This window comes from Natronospirillum operosum (genome assembly GCF_004768465.1).
GTDB classification, from domain to species: Bacteria; Pseudomonadota; Gammaproteobacteria; order Pseudomonadales; family Natronospirillaceae; genus Natronospirillum; species Natronospirillum operosum.
This window is the reverse complement of the sequence record NZ_SRMF01000005.1, coordinates 162888-177675: the sequence shown is the minus strand read 5'-3', so window position 1 is coordinate 177675 and position 14788 is coordinate 162888. Positions and strand designations below refer to the sequence as shown.

The following is a 14788-nucleotide window of genomic DNA, read 5'->3' as shown; positions in this document are numbered from 1 at the left end:
CAGGCATCCAATCAGCTTTCTATCAGCCTGGCTGCGGTCTGCTCATCCGTAATCAATCCTGACAGGACACCGCTGTTCAGAATGGCCTTGATGGAATCAACCTTTTCTGACCCACCCGCCAGCGCCACTATGTTGTGACGGCGCAAGCTCTCTAGAGAGGGGGCAATGATGCGCTCGGTAAAGGGGGATTCCACCGGATTGCCCTGCTCATCGAAGAAATGACCCAACAGTTCACCGGCAGCACCGGCATCACGCACGCCGTTGAGTTCCTCATCCTTCAACATGCGAGACGCCACCAGTTGGGCCTCACTGTCCACCGAGCCGATGCCGACCAGTGCGACATCCATGTGCGCCATCAAATCAAACACTTCCGCAACACCGTGCTGTGAAAGCAGCACCTTCTTGTCTTCCACGGAATTTGCCAGGAACGGCACGGGTAATACGTAAGCCTCGGCACCGGTTTGCTCGGCCAGCCGGTGAATCACATCATGCGGGTTGGCAGTAAAACGCCGTGTCAGCCCGCCCAGCAAGGACATGAACTGAATGTCCCCGGTATCGACCAGAGGCAGTTCATTGACCGCAGCCATCAGTGACCTGCCGTGGCCAATGCCAATCATCGAAGCGGATTGGCTTTCGAGCTGATGCTGCAGAAAACGAGCCCCGCCATAGCCCAGCGCCTTGAGCGGCATGCCGGTCTCTGCCAGATCCGGGACCACATCGCAGTAAGTCAGTTGATGTCGAGCACAAAGCTGCTCTTCATGCCGAATGCAATTGGCCACCTTCCCTTCAACGCTGACACGGACATAGCCCGCCTTCATGGCGGAAGCAATGAGGCGGTGGGCCTTTGCTCGTGAGACGTGCAAACGCTCCGCAACCTCCGACTGCGTGAGCCCGGAAATGAAATGCAGCCAGGCCGCCCGAACGACGAGAGCTTCCTCAACGGAGCTGATTGATTCTGATTTTGTCATTGTCACTTTGCTCGTTTTGAAATTTTTCTCAGCTGTTGAAAATTATTTCACCTGTGCTATGTTATGTCAATGTTAACTATAAAAATCACTTGGGATAACAAAATGAAACACTCTCGATTCAGCTCTTTGGCCCAGCAGACAGCACGGTATTCGAGCCTTTCTCATGCTTCCTGGACTGTAAATGGCTCCACAGAACCGAAAGCGGAACTGTTGACAACAAATCTATCATAATTATAACATTTTTATGTTAAATAAAGTGCGGGCACATGAAACAGCCCGTCATGATGCTGACTGGGTCGCAATCAACACACCCAACAAGCACAACATGGCTGAATGATTTACCGCGCTGGAAAACAATCAATAAGAAAGGTTACGAGGAATGAGTTCACATCAAGACGTTGCCGCAAAGCGGTATAGCAATCTGTCACGTCGGTCGCTGGCCATCTTCGTCCTGGTGGCTGCGCTGATTGTTGCCATGGCCCTGGATACGACCGTGGTCAGGACCGGGTCCCAGTTGGATCTCGCTGAAGCGTCCTTTTCTCCCGAGCAGTTCGGCGCGACAGAATTCCCCGTTGTCCAGGAGTGGATCGAGGAAAACGCCGTTGGTGTGCAGTTGCTCGCTCAGACCCTGGAAAACGATCGTGATGCGGCGATTGCGCAGCACGGAACCCAGGCCGGGGCCTACCCGATCTTTCCGGTGACCTTTACCGGCCGGATTGTCGAGGGCCAGAGCGGCATCGTAGAGGTGTCAGTGGACCAGGCGCCGGAAGATCTCACCATCCGCCTTCAGTTGGGACCTGCCATCAATGGCACCGAATTGCGCGACGTCACCGGAACAATCAGGTTCCAGCAATTCACCAACCAGATCGAATATCAGAATGCCGGCAGAGCGCTGAACGACGCCATGAAAGCCGACACCCTGGACCCGATTGACCGAGATCAACTGGAAGGCCGCCTGATTACAGTCTCTGGTGCATTTACGTTGATCAACCCCAGCAACTGGCTGGTAACACCGGCAAGGGTGACAGTGCAATGACAACGACAACACCCCAGAGCGACAAACCGCAAGGCGATAGCAATGCGGTCCTTTCCGCCAGAAACGTGGCCAAGTCTTACGGCAACGTACATGCCCTGAAAGGGGTCAACTTTGACGTCCACAAGGGCGAAGTGACCACGCTGTTTGGCGAAAATGGCGCCGGCAAGTCGACATTGATGAAGGTTCTGGCGGGCATCGTCATCCCCAGCTCGGGTGACATCCTGGTTGACGGCAAGAAGGTAACCTTTCGGACACCTTCCGACGCCGCAGCATACGGCATTTCGATCATCCATCAGGAGCTCAGCCTGGCCCCCAATCTGAGCGTCAGAGACAACATCTTTCTGGGTCGCGAACTCCTCTGCGCCAGTGGCGTGGATTACGCCACCGAGCGGCGCATCACCGCCGAGTTGATGCAGGAACTTGAAGAGGATATCGACCCGCTGACGCCGGTTGCCAATCTGAAGCTGGGCCAGCAGCAGATCGTTGAAATTGCCCGCGCACTGCAGATCAATTCGCGCATCCTGATCATGGATGAACCCACCTCGGCCCTGAGTGCCAGTGAGGTGGAAGTTCTGTTCAAGGTCATCCGGGACCTGAAAAAGCGCGGCGTCTCCATCGTGTACATTTCGCACCACCTCGAGGAAGCGCTGGAGGTCACGGACCACGCCGTTGTGTTGCGTGACGGCACCATGACCGCATATGCCAAACGAGATGAAATCGATTTGCCCTGGATTGTACGCCACATGGTGGGCGACAACTTTGACCTGGGCGCCCCGCCATCCGGCTACAACTTTGGTGCCCCCGCCCTCTCGGTGAACGACCTTCGTGTGGTCGATGACGGCGGCAAAGTGCTGGTCGACAAACTGAACCTCAGTGTCCGTGCCGGCGAAATTGTCTGTATTTATGGCCTGATGGGGGCCGGACGAACAGAGCTGCTCGAGACCATAGCCGGACGCAACGAGCCGGCCAGCGGGGATATCCTGCTCAACGGCCAGAGCGTGCTGAAGCTGAGCATCGCGCAGAGAATCGACCTGGGCCTGGCGCTAGTTCCGGAAGATCGTCAGCGCGACGGTCTGGTACAAACCATGTCGATTGGCGGAAACCTTTCTCTGGCCAGCATTGCTTCCTTTGTGAAAGGTCTGATGACTTCAAGGCAACTGGAATCCGAGGTCGTCAGTTCGGCCATTCGCAATGTTCACATCAAGACCAATGACAGCCGAGCCAGCATCGGTTCTCTCTCCGGCGGCAACCAGCAAAAAGTGGTGATCGGAAAAATGCTGGCCACAGCACCCAAGGTGCTGCTGCTGGACGAGCCAAGTCGAGGCATCGATATCGGCGCCAAGTCAGAAGTATTCAAGCTGCTGTCGGAAGGCGCTCAGCAGGGACTCGGGGTTGTCTACTCGACCTCGGAAGTCACCGAGTGTTTCAGCGTTGCACACCGCATCATCGTCATGAGCCGGGGCCGAATTGCCGCCGAGTTTAAACCCGATATCAGCAAAGACGAAATAATGGCTGCTTCCGGCGAAGCCGTCCTTGCAGAATAAAAACTGGAGCCCAAGATCATGTCCACAACAACTCAATCCCGTTGGCCGAGTTTACAAACGACAAACCTGGCGCCGCTGGCGGCCAAGGTTTTGCTGGAAGGAAGAGCGTTTTTCGCTTTGATCGCCATCATTGCGGTGTTCTCGATACTCTCACCCTACTACCTCACGGTGAGCAATTTCCTGACCATGTCTTCTCAGGTGTCCATTTTCGGGCTGATTTCCCTGGGCATGCTGCTGGTCATTCTGACCGGTGGTATCGACCTCTCGGTAGGTTCCGTACTGGGGCTCTCCGGGGTTTTTGCCGGCTTCCTGCTGCAGGGCGTATCACTCGAGTTTCTGGGCCTGACTCTATTCCCTTCCGTCTGGGTGGTCGTAGTGCTGACCTGTGCCCTGGGCGCCTTCATGGGTGCCATCAATGGCACCCTGGTCGCCTATTTCAAAGTACCCGCCTTTGTCGCCACGCTGGGCATGCTGTATGTCGCCCGCGGTATCGCCTTGCTGATGACCAATGGCCTGACCTACAACCGACTGGGCGGACGCCCGGAACTGGGCAATACCGGTTTTGACTGGCTGGGCTTCAACCGCATCATGGGGATACCGATCGGTGTTCTGATACTGCTTGCCGTTGCCATTGCCATCGCCTTGCTGCTGACGCGGACCCCGCTGGGCAGATGGATCTACGCGACCGGAGGGAATGCCAAAGCCGCCGAGTTGTCCGGCGTGCCGGTCAAACATACCACGGTCAGCGTCTATGTCATGTCTGGCATATGTGCTGCCCTGTCCGGTCTCGTGCTCGCCTCTCAGCTGACCTCTGCAGGTCCGACCGCCGGCAATACCTATGAGTTGACTGCCATTGCGGCCGTCGTGGTCGGCGGTGCTGCCCTCTCCGGTGGCAAGGGCAATGTTCAGGGTACCTTGCTGGGCGCCTTCGTGATCGGGTTTCTGGGCAGCGGGCTGGTCATCATTGGCGTCTCATCCTACTGGCAAACGGTATTTACCGGCGCCGTGATCATCCTGGCCGTGATGCTGAACAGCATCAACTACCAACCCAAAACCAAAAAGAAAATTGCAACGGGCGACGACAAATCGCCGGTGAGCAAAAACGATTCTGCTCTACGGCAGGGCTCTTCCAAATAGTCCGCCACGCAGGACCCAAGCCGATCATTATCGGTGAAAACCTAAAAACAACACTGGAGAGTACTCATGTTACATACAATCAAGCGACTGACCGTGATCGGGCTGGCTACAGCCGCAATGGGGGTGTCCGGTTTCGTCTCGGCGCAAAGCCAGGGTCTGATGACCATCATCGTGAACGACCCTTCCAACCCCTACTGGCACACCGAGGGCGAGGTGGCCCGTGAAACTGCTGAAGAGCTGGGCTACCGTGCCAACGTCAGTGCTCACCGTGGTGATACCAACGAAGAGAGCCGTCTCATCGATACAGCGATCACCAACAATGCGGCTGCCATCATTCTGGACCCGGCCAATGCCGATGGTTCGATCGGTGCTGTTCGTCGTGCCGTTGACGCAGGCATTCCGGTCTTGCTGGTCAATGCAGAGATCAACGAAACCGGTCTGGCAGAGGCACAGCTGGTATCCAACAACGCTCAGGGCGCGGCCCTGGGGGCAGCACACTGGGTAGAACTGATGGGTGATGGCGGCAACTATGTCGAGATGTTCGGTGCACCTTCAGACAACAATGCGCAGACGCGCTCGAACGGTTACACCACTGTGATCAACCAGTATCCGGACCTGAACCAGGTCGGTTCTGAGGTTGCCAACTGGGACCGCACGCAAGGTTACAACCGTATGCAGAACCTGATGCAGGCCAACCCGGATATTGCGGGTGTTATCTCTGGCAACGACGAGATGGCACTGGGTGCGATCTCTGCACTGAAAGAAGCGGGACGCTTCAACGACGTGATCGTTGGTGGCTTTGACGGCAACCCTGATGCGATTGAATCCATCAAGGCCGGCGAAATGGCGTATTCCGTACTGCAGCCAGTCGCTGTTTTTGCTCGGGAAGCAGTCATCCAGGCCGACCGTTTTATCAGAACCGGCGAAACCGGTGCTGACGAAGAAAAGCAACTGTTTGATTGCATTCTGATCACTCCGGAGAATGTCGACCAGATGACGGGGCCGTTCGTTTTCGAAGGGTAATGTGTCAGCCTTGGGGGCAGCCTGCTGCCCCCTTTTTTCCGATGGGCACCAGGCATCAGCAAAAAACCGGATTGAGCGTTGGCAATGCGGCTGATTGTTCGACCACTGGTCCAGAAAGAGGCAGAGTTTCGTAACAGGCCTGTTGATGTGTTATATCAATAGAATGATACAATTAGCAGAAATATCAGAGGTATACGACCGGCCGTGGACACAGCTCTGGAACAGCTTTTCAAAGAAGCCACTCTAAAAGACACTCGCCAAATGCGACAACTGACGCGGCGACAGCAAATTGCAGAAGCTGTTATAGCCGCTGGCAGTGTGCGAATCGAGGAGATAGCAGAGCAATTCAGCATCAGCCTGATGACCGCCCACCGTGACCTGGACGAACTGGAACACCGCGGCCTGTTGCGCAAGGACAGGGGCATAGCCACGGTAACGCCGACCAGCCTGACAGAGTCCAGTGATGCCTATCGCGTCAAACAGCACAGTGGAGAAAAGAAGCAAATTGCCAAAATGGCCTCGGACTTGCTGGAGCCCGGCGAGACGGTGTTTCTTGATGACTCGACCACCGTGCTGCAAATGGTGCCTTTCCTGCATCACAGACTATCTCTGACTATCATCTCCAATTCCATCACCTTGATGAATGCACTGCGTGAAATGGATCATATCAACCTGATTGGTCTGGGTGGCCGATACCACAATTGGTGCAACGCCTTTCTGGGTCATATGACCATCAATGAAATCAAGGGCCTGCATGCCGATACACTGATGATCTCAACATCCGCGATTGTGGACGGAGTGGCCTATCATCAATATCCGGAAATGGTAGAAACCAAACAGGCCATGTTTCGGGCCGCAACCAGACGGGTGCTGCTGGCAGATCACAGCAAATTCCAAAAACGGGCCTTGCATCATCTGGCCCCGCTATCCGATTTCGACATCATCATCACCGACCGCCAGACTGACGAGGATGCCATCCAGGATCTCCGGGCGCGCGGCGTGCAAGTGATGGTCGCGCCAGGGCACTAGCGATGAAAGAGTCTGAAATTCGGTTTTTCAAGCCACTCTGGCGCCGACTGACCCTGCTCGGCACGGCGCTTGTCTGGGTAGCCATAGAACTGGTTTTCGGCTCGGAAATCTGGCTGTTCGCGTCCTTGTGTCTGGTAGCGTATATCCTGTGGCGTTATCTGTTGCGGTTTCCTGCCGATGGTGCGTCCAAGAAGTAGCCTTTGATGCGCTGAATTTCTTCTGCAGAGCCGAACAGCAAGGGCGTTTTCTCATGCAGACTTGCCGGCACTTTATCAAGGATTGAACCAAGACCATCGGTTGCCAATCCACCGGCTTGCTCAATCAACCAGGCAATGGGAAACGCCTCATAGATCAGCCGCAAGTGGCCGTTTTCAAAGCCCGGGCGCGAGTCACCGGGATACATGAAGATACCGCCCTGAAGCACGATTCGGTGCAGCTCGCCGACAGCGGCTGCCAGCCAACGCATATTGTAGTTCTTGCCGGCGGGCCCCTCGGAGCCCGCAATCAAATCCCCCAGATATTGCTGCAGTCCGATCGGCAGGTGCCGAATATTGGATGCATTGTATGCCACCATGGTGGTTTGTCTGGGCAAGGTGACTGACTCCCTGGTCACGCGGAAGCGATTGCTGTACATATCCAGCGTGGCCAGGGACAGTCCCCGTCCAACGCTGACACCCAGGTCGGTCGAATGGCCGAAGGAGATGTAACCCGCCGCCACCGTGTCCCGGCCTGAACGCAAGAAAGACTCCCCCGCCGGGAATATGGCAAACAGCAGCCCCAGCGGAGCGCCGATGCCGATACTGCCCGACCCATCAATGGGGTCTATAGCCAGATCGAACTCCCCCTGTGCCGAGATGGCAATCACCTCCTCGGCCTCTTCGGACAGTACTGACCTGACAGAACAGGCGGAAACCGCAGAGAGCAGATGCTGATGGGCTCCGAAGTCCAGAGCCTTTTGTCGATCGCCGCTGTCATTCACCCCGACAACGTCTGCCGGATTACCCGGCAGATGCCCCAGAGCCAGGCGCCTGCCCAACGGGATTGCCGCCTGGGTGATGGCATCAATCAGCTCGATGAGCGCAGTATTCCGGGAACTCTCGGAAAGTCCGGCCGCGAGATGAGTACAGACATCCGTGCCGCTGATCTCGCGGTCATTCGGCATCTTCAGCAGGGAACTCATGACACACTGCTCTGCAACAGAGTATTGGCCCGCTCAATGATGGCCTCTTCAGTGATGCCCATCTGCTCATACAGCGTCTCCGCCGGTGCCGAGGCACCAAAGGTTGTCATGCCGATGACGTTCTCTTCGCTGGCTACATAGCGCGTCCAGCCGAATGTGCTGGCCGCCTCAATGGCAATGCGTGGTGCATCACCCAGCACACCGTGCCGATAGCCCGCTGGATTCTGTTCAAACAGCTCCCAGGACGGCATTGAAACTACCGCCACATTCACACCCTGTTCGTGCAGCCGATGGGCAGCGCCCACCGCCAGGGATACCTCCGTGCCGGTTGCCAGCAGGGTCAGATCACGCCTGGCCCCGAATTCACGGATGATGTATCCGCCCCGGGCAGTCAGGTTCTCCCCCGTATCCCGCAACCGCAGTTGCGGCACACCCTGCCGGGACAGGGCCAGCAAGGTCGGTGTCTGACGACTCTGCAGCGCGACCTCCCAGGCCTCCAGTGTCTCGACCGCATCGGCTGGCCTGAGCACCGTCACACCCGGCATGGCCCGAAAACTCGCCAGATGCTCAACCGGCTGGTGCGTAGGTCCGTCTTCGCCCAGACCGATGCTGTCATGGGTCATGACGTAGACCACGCCCACGTTCATCAGGGCGGACAGCCGAATGGCATTGCGGGCGTAATCCGAAAACACCAGAAAGGTCCCGCCGTACGGAATCAGACCACGATGAACGGCCATGCCATTCATCATGGCCGCCATGCCAAACTCCCGTACACCATACGAGATATAGCGGCCTTCCGGGTGCGCACTGGTGTAGTCCTGCCCCAGCGCCTTGACGCGAGTGAGATTCGAACCGGAGAGGTCGGCAGACCCCCCAATAAGCTCCGGGCAATGCTCGGCCAGAATATCCAGCGCCTGCTGGCTTGCCTTCCGGGTCGCCACCTTGACCGGGTTGGCAACCAACTCCTGTCGGGCCCTGGCGACCGCAGCGGTCAATGGTTCAGGGAGGCGCCCTGCCATGCGACGTTCAAACTCAGCCCGAACCGCAGGATCGGACGCTGCAACTCTGGATTCCCAGTCCTGGCGCGCGCCGATGCCACGCCCGCCATACTGTCGCCACTGGTCGAGCAGTGCCTCAGGAATGTCAAATGCGCTGCGGGTCCAATTGAGTGACTGTCGCGTCAGTTCACGCTCTTCGGTGCCCAGCGGCGCGCCGTGCGAAGACGCTGTTCCGGACTTGTTCGGTGAGCCGAACCCGATCACAGTGCGCAGTGCGATCAGCGTGGGTCGATCAGTTTGCTGCCTGGCCACCTTAAGTGCGTCGTCGATGGCCTGATGATCATGCCCATCGCACTGGATGACATGCCAGCCTGCAGCGACGAATCTGCCGGCGACGTCTTCCGTGAACGCCAGATCGGTAGACCCATCGATCGAGATGCCATTGTCGTCATAGAGTACGGTCAGCTTGTCGAGTTTCAGGTGTCCGGCCAGTGATATTGCCTCCTGGCTCACACCTTCCATCAGGCAACCATCACCACAGATGACCCAGGTACGGTGATCCACCAAGTCCTCGCCGAACCTTGCTCTCAACGAGCTTTCGGCGATGGCCATGCCTACAGCACCGGCCAGCCCCTGACCCAAAGGGCCCGTTGTTATGTCGACCCCGGGCGTATGTCCGAACTCGGGATGACCCGGAGTCACAGACCCCCACTGACGGAAATTCTGCAATTCGGTCAATGGCATTGACTCGAAACCGGTCAGGTGCAGCAAGGCATACTGCAACATGGAGGCATGGCCATTGGATAACACAAAACGGTCACGATCCGGCCAATCCGGCTGTTTGGGGTCAAACTTCAGATGCCTGGTCCACAGCACCGTTGCAGCATCTGCCAGGCCCATGGGGGCACCGGGGTGTCCTGAATTGGCTTGCTCGACGGCATCAAAAGACAGGCTGCGTATACAGTTCGCCAGTTCAAACAAGGTGGGCTCTTTCATCGCGGTGTCGATGGCATCAATCAATTCGGTCATCGTCTGTTCTCCGTTATAGTTAAAGCTCGACCTGAATTAATATTAACATGAAAATCCCTTAAATAACATTTTTATGTTACTTTTGATAAATTTAATGTTATAAACTGAGGGCGCGCTGAGCCACAGGAGCTGAGCCACAGGAGCTGAGCCACAGGAGCTGAACCATGAGACCCGAAGACCGCCGTGACGACATCGTTGAATTCCTGATTGAGAACGGTTCAGCAGCTGTAGATGAACTTGCTGACACCTTTGCCGTCTCGAAAATGACCATCCACAGAGATCTTGATTTCCTGGAGGATGAAGGTTTGCTGAGAAAGGTTCGTGGAGGCGCGACCATCGAAGCCAGCGGCCAGTTCGAGAGCGACTTCCGCTACCGTGTTCGAATCGCAACCGAGGAAAAGAGAGAGATCGCAGAAAAAGCAGCGCAGTTCATTGAGCCGGGAACCAGTGTGATGATTGACGATGGTTCAACGTCGCTGGCCATCATCCCCTACCTCCTGAAGAAAACACCACTGACTGTTATCACGAACAATCTGGAAATAGTAAAACAGCTGTCAGGCAGGCCCGGTATTACATTGATCACGCTGGGGGGCAGCTATGCCAAGAAGTTCAACGGCTTCTTTGGTGTACTGACTCATAACGCACTCTCAACGCTCAGAGCAGACATTGCGTTGCTTTCAACGTCGGCCATCACAAACGCCACAGCCTATCACCAGGACCAGGAAATTCTCGCCGTCAAGCGACAGATGATCGAGTCCGCCAGCAAGGCCTATCTGATGGTTGACCACCAAAAGTTCGGCAAAACCGCCCTGCATGTTTTCTCGCATCTGAGCGAGTTTGACGGGGTGATTGTGAGCCCCCAATTACCGACAGAAACTGTCCGGAACCTCCGTCAGGAAGGCGTACGACTCCATTTCACCGAGGACCAACACAATGACGAAACAATACTGGATCGGCACCAGCTGGAAGATGAACAAGACCCTCACGGAGGCACTTAGCTATACAGAACAACTCAAGAGCGCACCCGTTGACGACAGACTGGTCCCGTTCGTGATTCCCCCATTTACCTCGGCCAGACAAGTCAAGGCGGCTCTGCAATCAACCAGGGTTCGAGTGGGTGCGCAAAACATGCACTGGGCAGAGCACGGCGCCTGGACCGGGGAGATCTCCCCCACCATGCTCACGGACTGTCAACTCGACATGGTAGAGCTCGGGCACTCGGAACGGCGCACACATTTTGGAGAAACAGACGAAGCCATTGGCAGGAAGACCGAAGCCGCTATTCGCCACGGCCTGATCCCGTTGATCTGTGTCGGCGAAACAGAGCAGGAAAAGGACGCCGGACGAGCAGATCAGGTGCTGGAACAACAGGTGCGCGGCGCGTTGTCACTGCTTGACGCCACTCAGATGAAGGCGCCCATCCTGTTTGCCTATGAGCCGGTCTGGGCCATAGGGGAGCACGGCAAGCCCGCTACACCGCAATACGCCAACGAGAAACATCAGTTCATTGGCGCCCTTGCCCAGGAGATCACGGCAGTCCCTGTTCCCTGCCTCTATGGCGGCAGCGTCAATCCGGACAATGCCACCGACCTGATCCGGGAAACACATATCGACGGTCTGTTCATTGGTCGATCCGCATGGCAGGCCGCAGGCTACATTGACATCCTCCAGCGTTGCGCGAGAGAACTGTGACCCGAAAGACACCAGGAAAAACAGGAACGAAGCGGCGGAGCGACCCTTGTACAGGGCAACCCGCCCTCACTTCCGTTCAACGCCAAAGCGTTCATGACCCCCATGGACCAACCAGCAATCTGGACCTGATGCTCCCCGAATCGGGGCTACCACCGGATACTTCTTCATAGCCCTACCGTTGAGATTCAGCGCCTGCTTCACGCCTTGCCGTGTTCCAGTGACTCATAGTGGCGAATTCTCTCGACCTTGTCTCCGGACCTCTGGCTGTCAAAGTCCGACGCCAAAAACGAATCCACTATACTTTTCGCCAGTTCGATGCCAATCACCCGAGCTCCCAGGGTTATGATCTGCGCATCGTTGCTCTTGCGTGCCCGTTCGGCCGAGTAGTTGTCATGCGCCTGAGCAGCGCGAATACCAGGTACCTTGTTCGCGGTCATCGCCATGCCGATACCGGTGCCGCAGCACAGCACGCCGAACTGTTGTTTCTTTTCTTTTACCGATGTCGCCAGCACATGGGCCACATCGGGATACAGGGCACTCTCACCTGCCTGCACACCAAAATCAGTTACCTCAAAGCCACTGCCTGTTAAATGGCTCTTCAATTGCTCTTTCATCTCGACAGCAGCGTCATCACATCCAATCGCGATTGTTGGCTTGGTGTTCATTGTCTTCTCCACATGTAGCCGGTGAACTGTTCGATCATATGAGCGAACACTGAACAATTGTAGCACCACAAACAACAAATATACACCCGCTGATCAACTGTTCATCCAGAATGAACCGCCTGACAGGCAGACACCCCTCAGGTCGACGATGAACAAGGACATTCGAGCCGTATGATCAAGGCGGTTACAGCACAGAAGACACATTGCGTGCCAGAGAGAAGAGGGAGATTATGGCGGGCTGCCACAGGCCTGTTCAGTTCGAGTTCTCGCCCGGGCCCTGAGTGGCATCCGCCAGGCTCAGCACTGTCATCGCGTTGGTGGTACTGGTTGCCAACGTATCAATAACACCCGTTCTCAGAGCGCCCAGGATGCCGGACGCCTTGGTATTCTCGCTGGCGATGGCCACCACATCCGGAATTCGCCTCAGGTCATGGATATCCAGCCCGATGACGCGCCCTCGCATGGCCGCCTGAGACTCCCGGCCATGTATGTCGATGAAGTCATAACCCATCACATCACCCACCGTCCCGGCCAGGCGGGCTTCGGCAATTTCCTGCGGCGAAAACCAGCCCATGCGCACCATATTGCTGTCTTCACTCATGTCTCCGACACCGACCAGAGCCAGGTCAGCCCGGCGCGCCCGATCCAGGGTCTGTTTGACCGTGGGGTTTTCCTGCAGGGCTTCTCGCAGCACCTGATCCTGTACCAGCGCCGGCGCATAAAGGGTTTCACTTTCCCCGCCAAACTTGGCAGCCAGGCGACGACAGATATGGTCGGGGTTCATGTACTCACCCGCCCGCAGCGAGCCTCCGATTGCCGAGACAAATGAGGCTTTGCAGGTGTGCTGCGAAAACACGTTGTCAGCGACAGCGCCCACATTGCGCCCCATGCCCACTGCCACAATCTTGTTATCGGTCAGACGTCGCGTCAGGTAATCGGCTACCAACCCTGCCACCGCGTGACGCTGACTTTGAGCATCCGAGAAATCAGGGGCGATCAAGGCTCTCTTTATGCCGAATTTTTTCACCAGGCTCGATTCAATATCACCGCTCACAGAGGGATGGTGCCTGACTCGAACATCGACAATGCCTGCGGAATGCGCCTTCTTCAGCAGCCGCCCAACCTTGATCCTGGAAATGTGCAGCTTCTTCGCAATCACCTCCTGAGTCTCTCCCTCCACGTAGTACAGGCTGGCAATCTCGGTCATCAGCGCAATTTCAGGATCGTTTATGGGGTCGTTCATGAGGACTCATCTCAGCCGTGATTTCGAGCCACAGCATAGCGCACAATGCCGCGATATTCATTTTGTCAGGGGCTGATCAACAGATACCCAGCGCCAGTCAGGCACTCCGACTCAGGCATTGACTTAAGCACCTGTGATAACTAACATCTGATCTATGAATGATCATTTGATCATACCTTGAGAACAGTTCGAGCACAGAGTGGACTAAGACATTATGGCGCTAATCACACTCAGACAGCTGCTGGATCATGCCGCTGAGAACAGCTATGGCATGCCAGCGTTCAACATCAACAATCTGGAGCAGGTGCGGGCCATCATGCAGGCGGCCAGGCGCATGGATTCACCGGTGATACTGCAGGCATCAGCAGGTGCCCGCCGTTATGCCGGGCCCAATTTCCTGCAAAAGATGGTGGAAGCTGCCAGTGCGGAATTCCCCACCATTCCGATCTGTCTGCATCAGGATCACGGGGCGAGTGTCGCCGTCTGCCTGCGGTCCATTCAATCCGGATTCAGTTCCGTCATGATGGACGGCTCACTGCTGGAGGACGGCAAAACACCTGCGGACTTCGAGTACAACGTTCGCGTCACTGCCGAAGCGACACGCGCGGCCCATGCCTGCGGTGTTTCTGTAGAAGGTGAGCTCGGCTGTCTCGGCTCGCTGGAACAGGATCACGACAGTCTCAGCAGGGAGCAGTTGCTGACCGACGTGGATGAAGCGGTCGCCTTTGTAGATGCCACCCAGGTGGATGCCCTGGCGGTGGCGATCGGCACCAGCCATGGCGCCTACAAGTTCTCGCAGCCACCCACGGGCGAGACACTGGCCATGGGCCGTATTCAGGAAATTCATCAGAAGCTGCCCGATACCCACCTGGTCATGCACGGTTCGTCCTCCGTACCCGCCGAACTGGTGGCATTGATCAACCAGTTTGGCGGCGAGATCCCAGAAACCTATGGCGTGCCGGTTGAGGACATCGTCAAGGGCATCCGCCACGGGGTGCGTAAGGTCAACGTCGATACGGACCTTCGTCTGGCCAGTACGGCCGCGATCAGACAATCCCTGGCCGAAAACCCCAGTGCCTTCGACCCACGCCAGTATCTCAAGGCCAGCATTCAGGCGATGCAATCCGTCTGTGAAGCCAGGTTCGAAGCTTTCGGCAGTGCGGGACAGGCCTCCAAACTGAAGCCCATTCCTCTGTTGGAGATGATTAAACGATATAACGACTAACGCCCGGACAACAAATTCA

General features: G+C 56.5%; 14 protein-coding genes. 9 read left to right on the top strand and 5 right to left on the bottom strand.

The genetic code is table 11. From position 1 onward, the window contains the following. Positions 1–11: 11 nt before the first annotated feature. Positions 12–968: a sugar-binding transcriptional regulator gene (locus E4656_RS13410; protein ID WP_135483799.1), complete on the bottom strand. Its 957-nt coding sequence runs from the start codon at positions 966–968 to the stop codon at positions 12–14. Positions 969–1347: 379 nt separating this feature from the next. On the opposite strand from E4656_RS13410, the gene E4656_RS13405 reads away from it, so the two are divergent. The 6 genes from E4656_RS13405 (at position 1348) to E4656_RS13380 (ending at position 6934) form a co-directional block, all read left to right on the top strand. After that, complete coding sequence (locus tag E4656_RS13405) at positions 1348–2004, top strand: DUF2291 family protein (protein ID WP_135483798.1); 657 nt, start codon at positions 1348–1350, stop codon at positions 2002–2004. Continuing rightward, positions 2001–3548 carry a sugar ABC transporter ATP-binding protein gene (locus E4656_RS13400; protein WP_135483797.1) on the top strand — a complete coding sequence of 516 codons (1548 nt, stop codon included), beginning with the start codon at positions 2001–2003 and terminating at the stop codon, positions 3546–3548. The genes E4656_RS13405 and E4656_RS13400 overlap by 4 nt, the downstream gene beginning before the upstream one ends. An 18-nt stretch (positions 3549–3566) precedes the next feature. After that, positions 3567–4685, top strand: coding sequence for an ABC transporter permease (locus E4656_RS13395; protein WP_135483796.1), 1119 nt, complete (start codon positions 3567–3569; stop codon positions 4683–4685). A gap of 66 nt (positions 4686–4751) precedes the next feature. After that, a complete protein-coding gene (locus tag E4656_RS13390; RefSeq protein WP_135483795.1) occupies positions 4752–5708 on the top strand; it encodes a D-ribose ABC transporter substrate-binding protein in 957 nt (318 codons plus the stop codon). Positions 5709–5969: 261 nt separating this feature from the next. Next, positions 5970–6737, top strand: a complete 768-nt coding sequence (locus tag E4656_RS13385) for a DeoR/GlpR family DNA-binding transcription regulator (RefSeq protein WP_135483794.1) — start codon at positions 5970–5972, stop codon at positions 6735–6737. A 2-nt stretch (positions 6738–6739) separates the two neighbouring features. Continuing rightward, positions 6740–6934, top strand: coding sequence for a DUF3329 domain-containing protein (locus E4656_RS13380; protein ID WP_135483793.1), 195 nt, complete (start codon positions 6740–6742; stop codon positions 6932–6934). Here E4656_RS13380 and E4656_RS13375 read toward each other — a convergent pair. Both E4656_RS13375 and tkt read right to left on the bottom strand, forming a co-directional pair. After that, on the bottom strand, positions 6892–7917 hold the full coding sequence (locus tag E4656_RS13375; RefSeq protein WP_135483792.1) for a class 1 fructose-bisphosphatase: 1026 nt from the start codon (positions 7915–7917) through the stop codon (positions 6892–6894). The genes E4656_RS13380 and E4656_RS13375 overlap by 43 nt on opposite strands. Beyond that, positions 7914–9944 (bottom strand): transketolase, encoded by a 2031-nt coding sequence (gene tkt / locus E4656_RS13370; protein WP_167856061.1) that lies wholly within the window; start codon positions 9942–9944, stop codon positions 7914–7916. Before tkt ends, E4656_RS13375 begins: the two co-directional genes overlap by 4 nt. 164 nt (positions 9945–10108) lie before the next feature. On the opposite strand from tkt, the gene E4656_RS13365 reads away from it, so the two are divergent. Further along, the gene (locus E4656_RS13365) at positions 10109–10942 is read left to right on the top strand and encodes a DeoR/GlpR family DNA-binding transcription regulator (RefSeq protein WP_135483791.1); all 834 of its coding nucleotides are present in this window, start codon (positions 10109–10111) and stop codon (positions 10940–10942) included. Beyond that, positions 10878–11636 (top strand): triose-phosphate isomerase, encoded by a 759-nt coding sequence (locus E4656_RS13360; RefSeq protein ID WP_135483790.1) that lies wholly within the window; start codon positions 10878–10880, stop codon positions 11634–11636. The genes E4656_RS13365 and E4656_RS13360 overlap by 65 nt, the downstream gene beginning before the upstream one ends. A 197-nt stretch (positions 11637–11833) precedes the next feature. Here E4656_RS13360 and rpiB read toward each other — a convergent pair whose 3' ends face one another. Together rpiB and E4656_RS13350 are read right to left on the bottom strand one after the other, a co-directional pair. Then, positions 11834–12301 (bottom strand): ribose 5-phosphate isomerase B, encoded by a 468-nt coding sequence (gene rpiB, locus E4656_RS13355; RefSeq protein WP_135483789.1) that lies wholly within the window; start codon positions 12299–12301, stop codon positions 11834–11836. Between the two features lie 253 nt (positions 12302–12554). Further along, positions 12555–13544 carry a sugar-binding transcriptional regulator gene (locus E4656_RS13350; RefSeq protein ID WP_135483788.1) on the bottom strand — a complete coding sequence of 330 codons (990 nt, stop codon included), beginning with the start codon at positions 13542–13544 and terminating at the stop codon, positions 12555–12557. 214 nt (positions 13545–13758) lie between these two features. Here E4656_RS13350 and fba point away from each other — a divergent pair, with 214 nt between their 5' ends. After that, positions 13759–14769, top strand: coding sequence for a class II fructose-bisphosphate aldolase (gene fba, locus E4656_RS13345; RefSeq protein ID WP_135483787.1), 1011 nt, complete (start codon positions 13759–13761; stop codon positions 14767–14769). Positions 14770–14788 lie beyond the last annotated feature (19 nt).

Coding starts and splice junctions, on each gene's coding strand:
- E4656_RS13410 (WP_135483799.1), bottom strand. CDS start 968: ATGACAAAATCAGAATCAATCAGCTCCGTTGAGGAAGCTCTCGTCGTT.
- E4656_RS13405 (WP_135483798.1), top strand. CDS start 1,348: ATGAGTTCACATCAAGACGTTGCCGCAAAGCGGTATAGCAATCTGTCA.
- E4656_RS13400 (WP_135483797.1), top strand. CDS start 2,001: ATGACAACGACAACACCCCAGAGCGACAAACCGCAAGGCGATAGCAAT.
- E4656_RS13395 (WP_135483796.1), top strand. CDS start 3,567: ATGTCCACAACAACTCAATCCCGTTGGCCGAGTTTACAAACGACAAAC.
- E4656_RS13390 (WP_135483795.1), top strand. CDS start 4,752: ATGTTACATACAATCAAGCGACTGACCGTGATCGGGCTGGCTACAGCC.
- E4656_RS13385 (WP_135483794.1), top strand. CDS start 5,970: ATGCGACAACTGACGCGGCGACAGCAAATTGCAGAAGCTGTTATAGCC.
- E4656_RS13380 (WP_135483793.1), top strand. CDS start 6,740: ATGAAAGAGTCTGAAATTCGGTTTTTCAAGCCACTCTGGCGCCGACTG.
- E4656_RS13375 (WP_135483792.1), bottom strand. CDS start 7,917: ATGAGTTCCCTGCTGAAGATGCCGAATGACCGCGAGATCAGCGGCACG.
- tkt (WP_167856061.1), bottom strand. CDS start 9,944: ATGACCGAATTGATTGATGCCATCGACACCGCGATGAAAGAGCCCACC.
- E4656_RS13365 (WP_135483791.1), top strand. CDS start 10,109: ATGAGACCCGAAGACCGCCGTGACGACATCGTTGAATTCCTGATTGAG.
- E4656_RS13360 (WP_135483790.1), top strand. CDS start 10,878: ATGACGAAACAATACTGGATCGGCACCAGCTGGAAGATGAACAAGACC.
- rpiB (WP_135483789.1), bottom strand. CDS start 12,301: ATGAACACCAAGCCAACAATCGCGATTGGATGTGATGACGCTGCTGTC.
- E4656_RS13350 (WP_135483788.1), bottom strand. CDS start 13,544: ATGAACGACCCCATAAACGATCCTGAAATTGCGCTGATGACCGAGATT.
- fba (WP_135483787.1), top strand. CDS start 13,759: ATGGCGCTAATCACACTCAGACAGCTGCTGGATCATGCCGCTGAGAAC.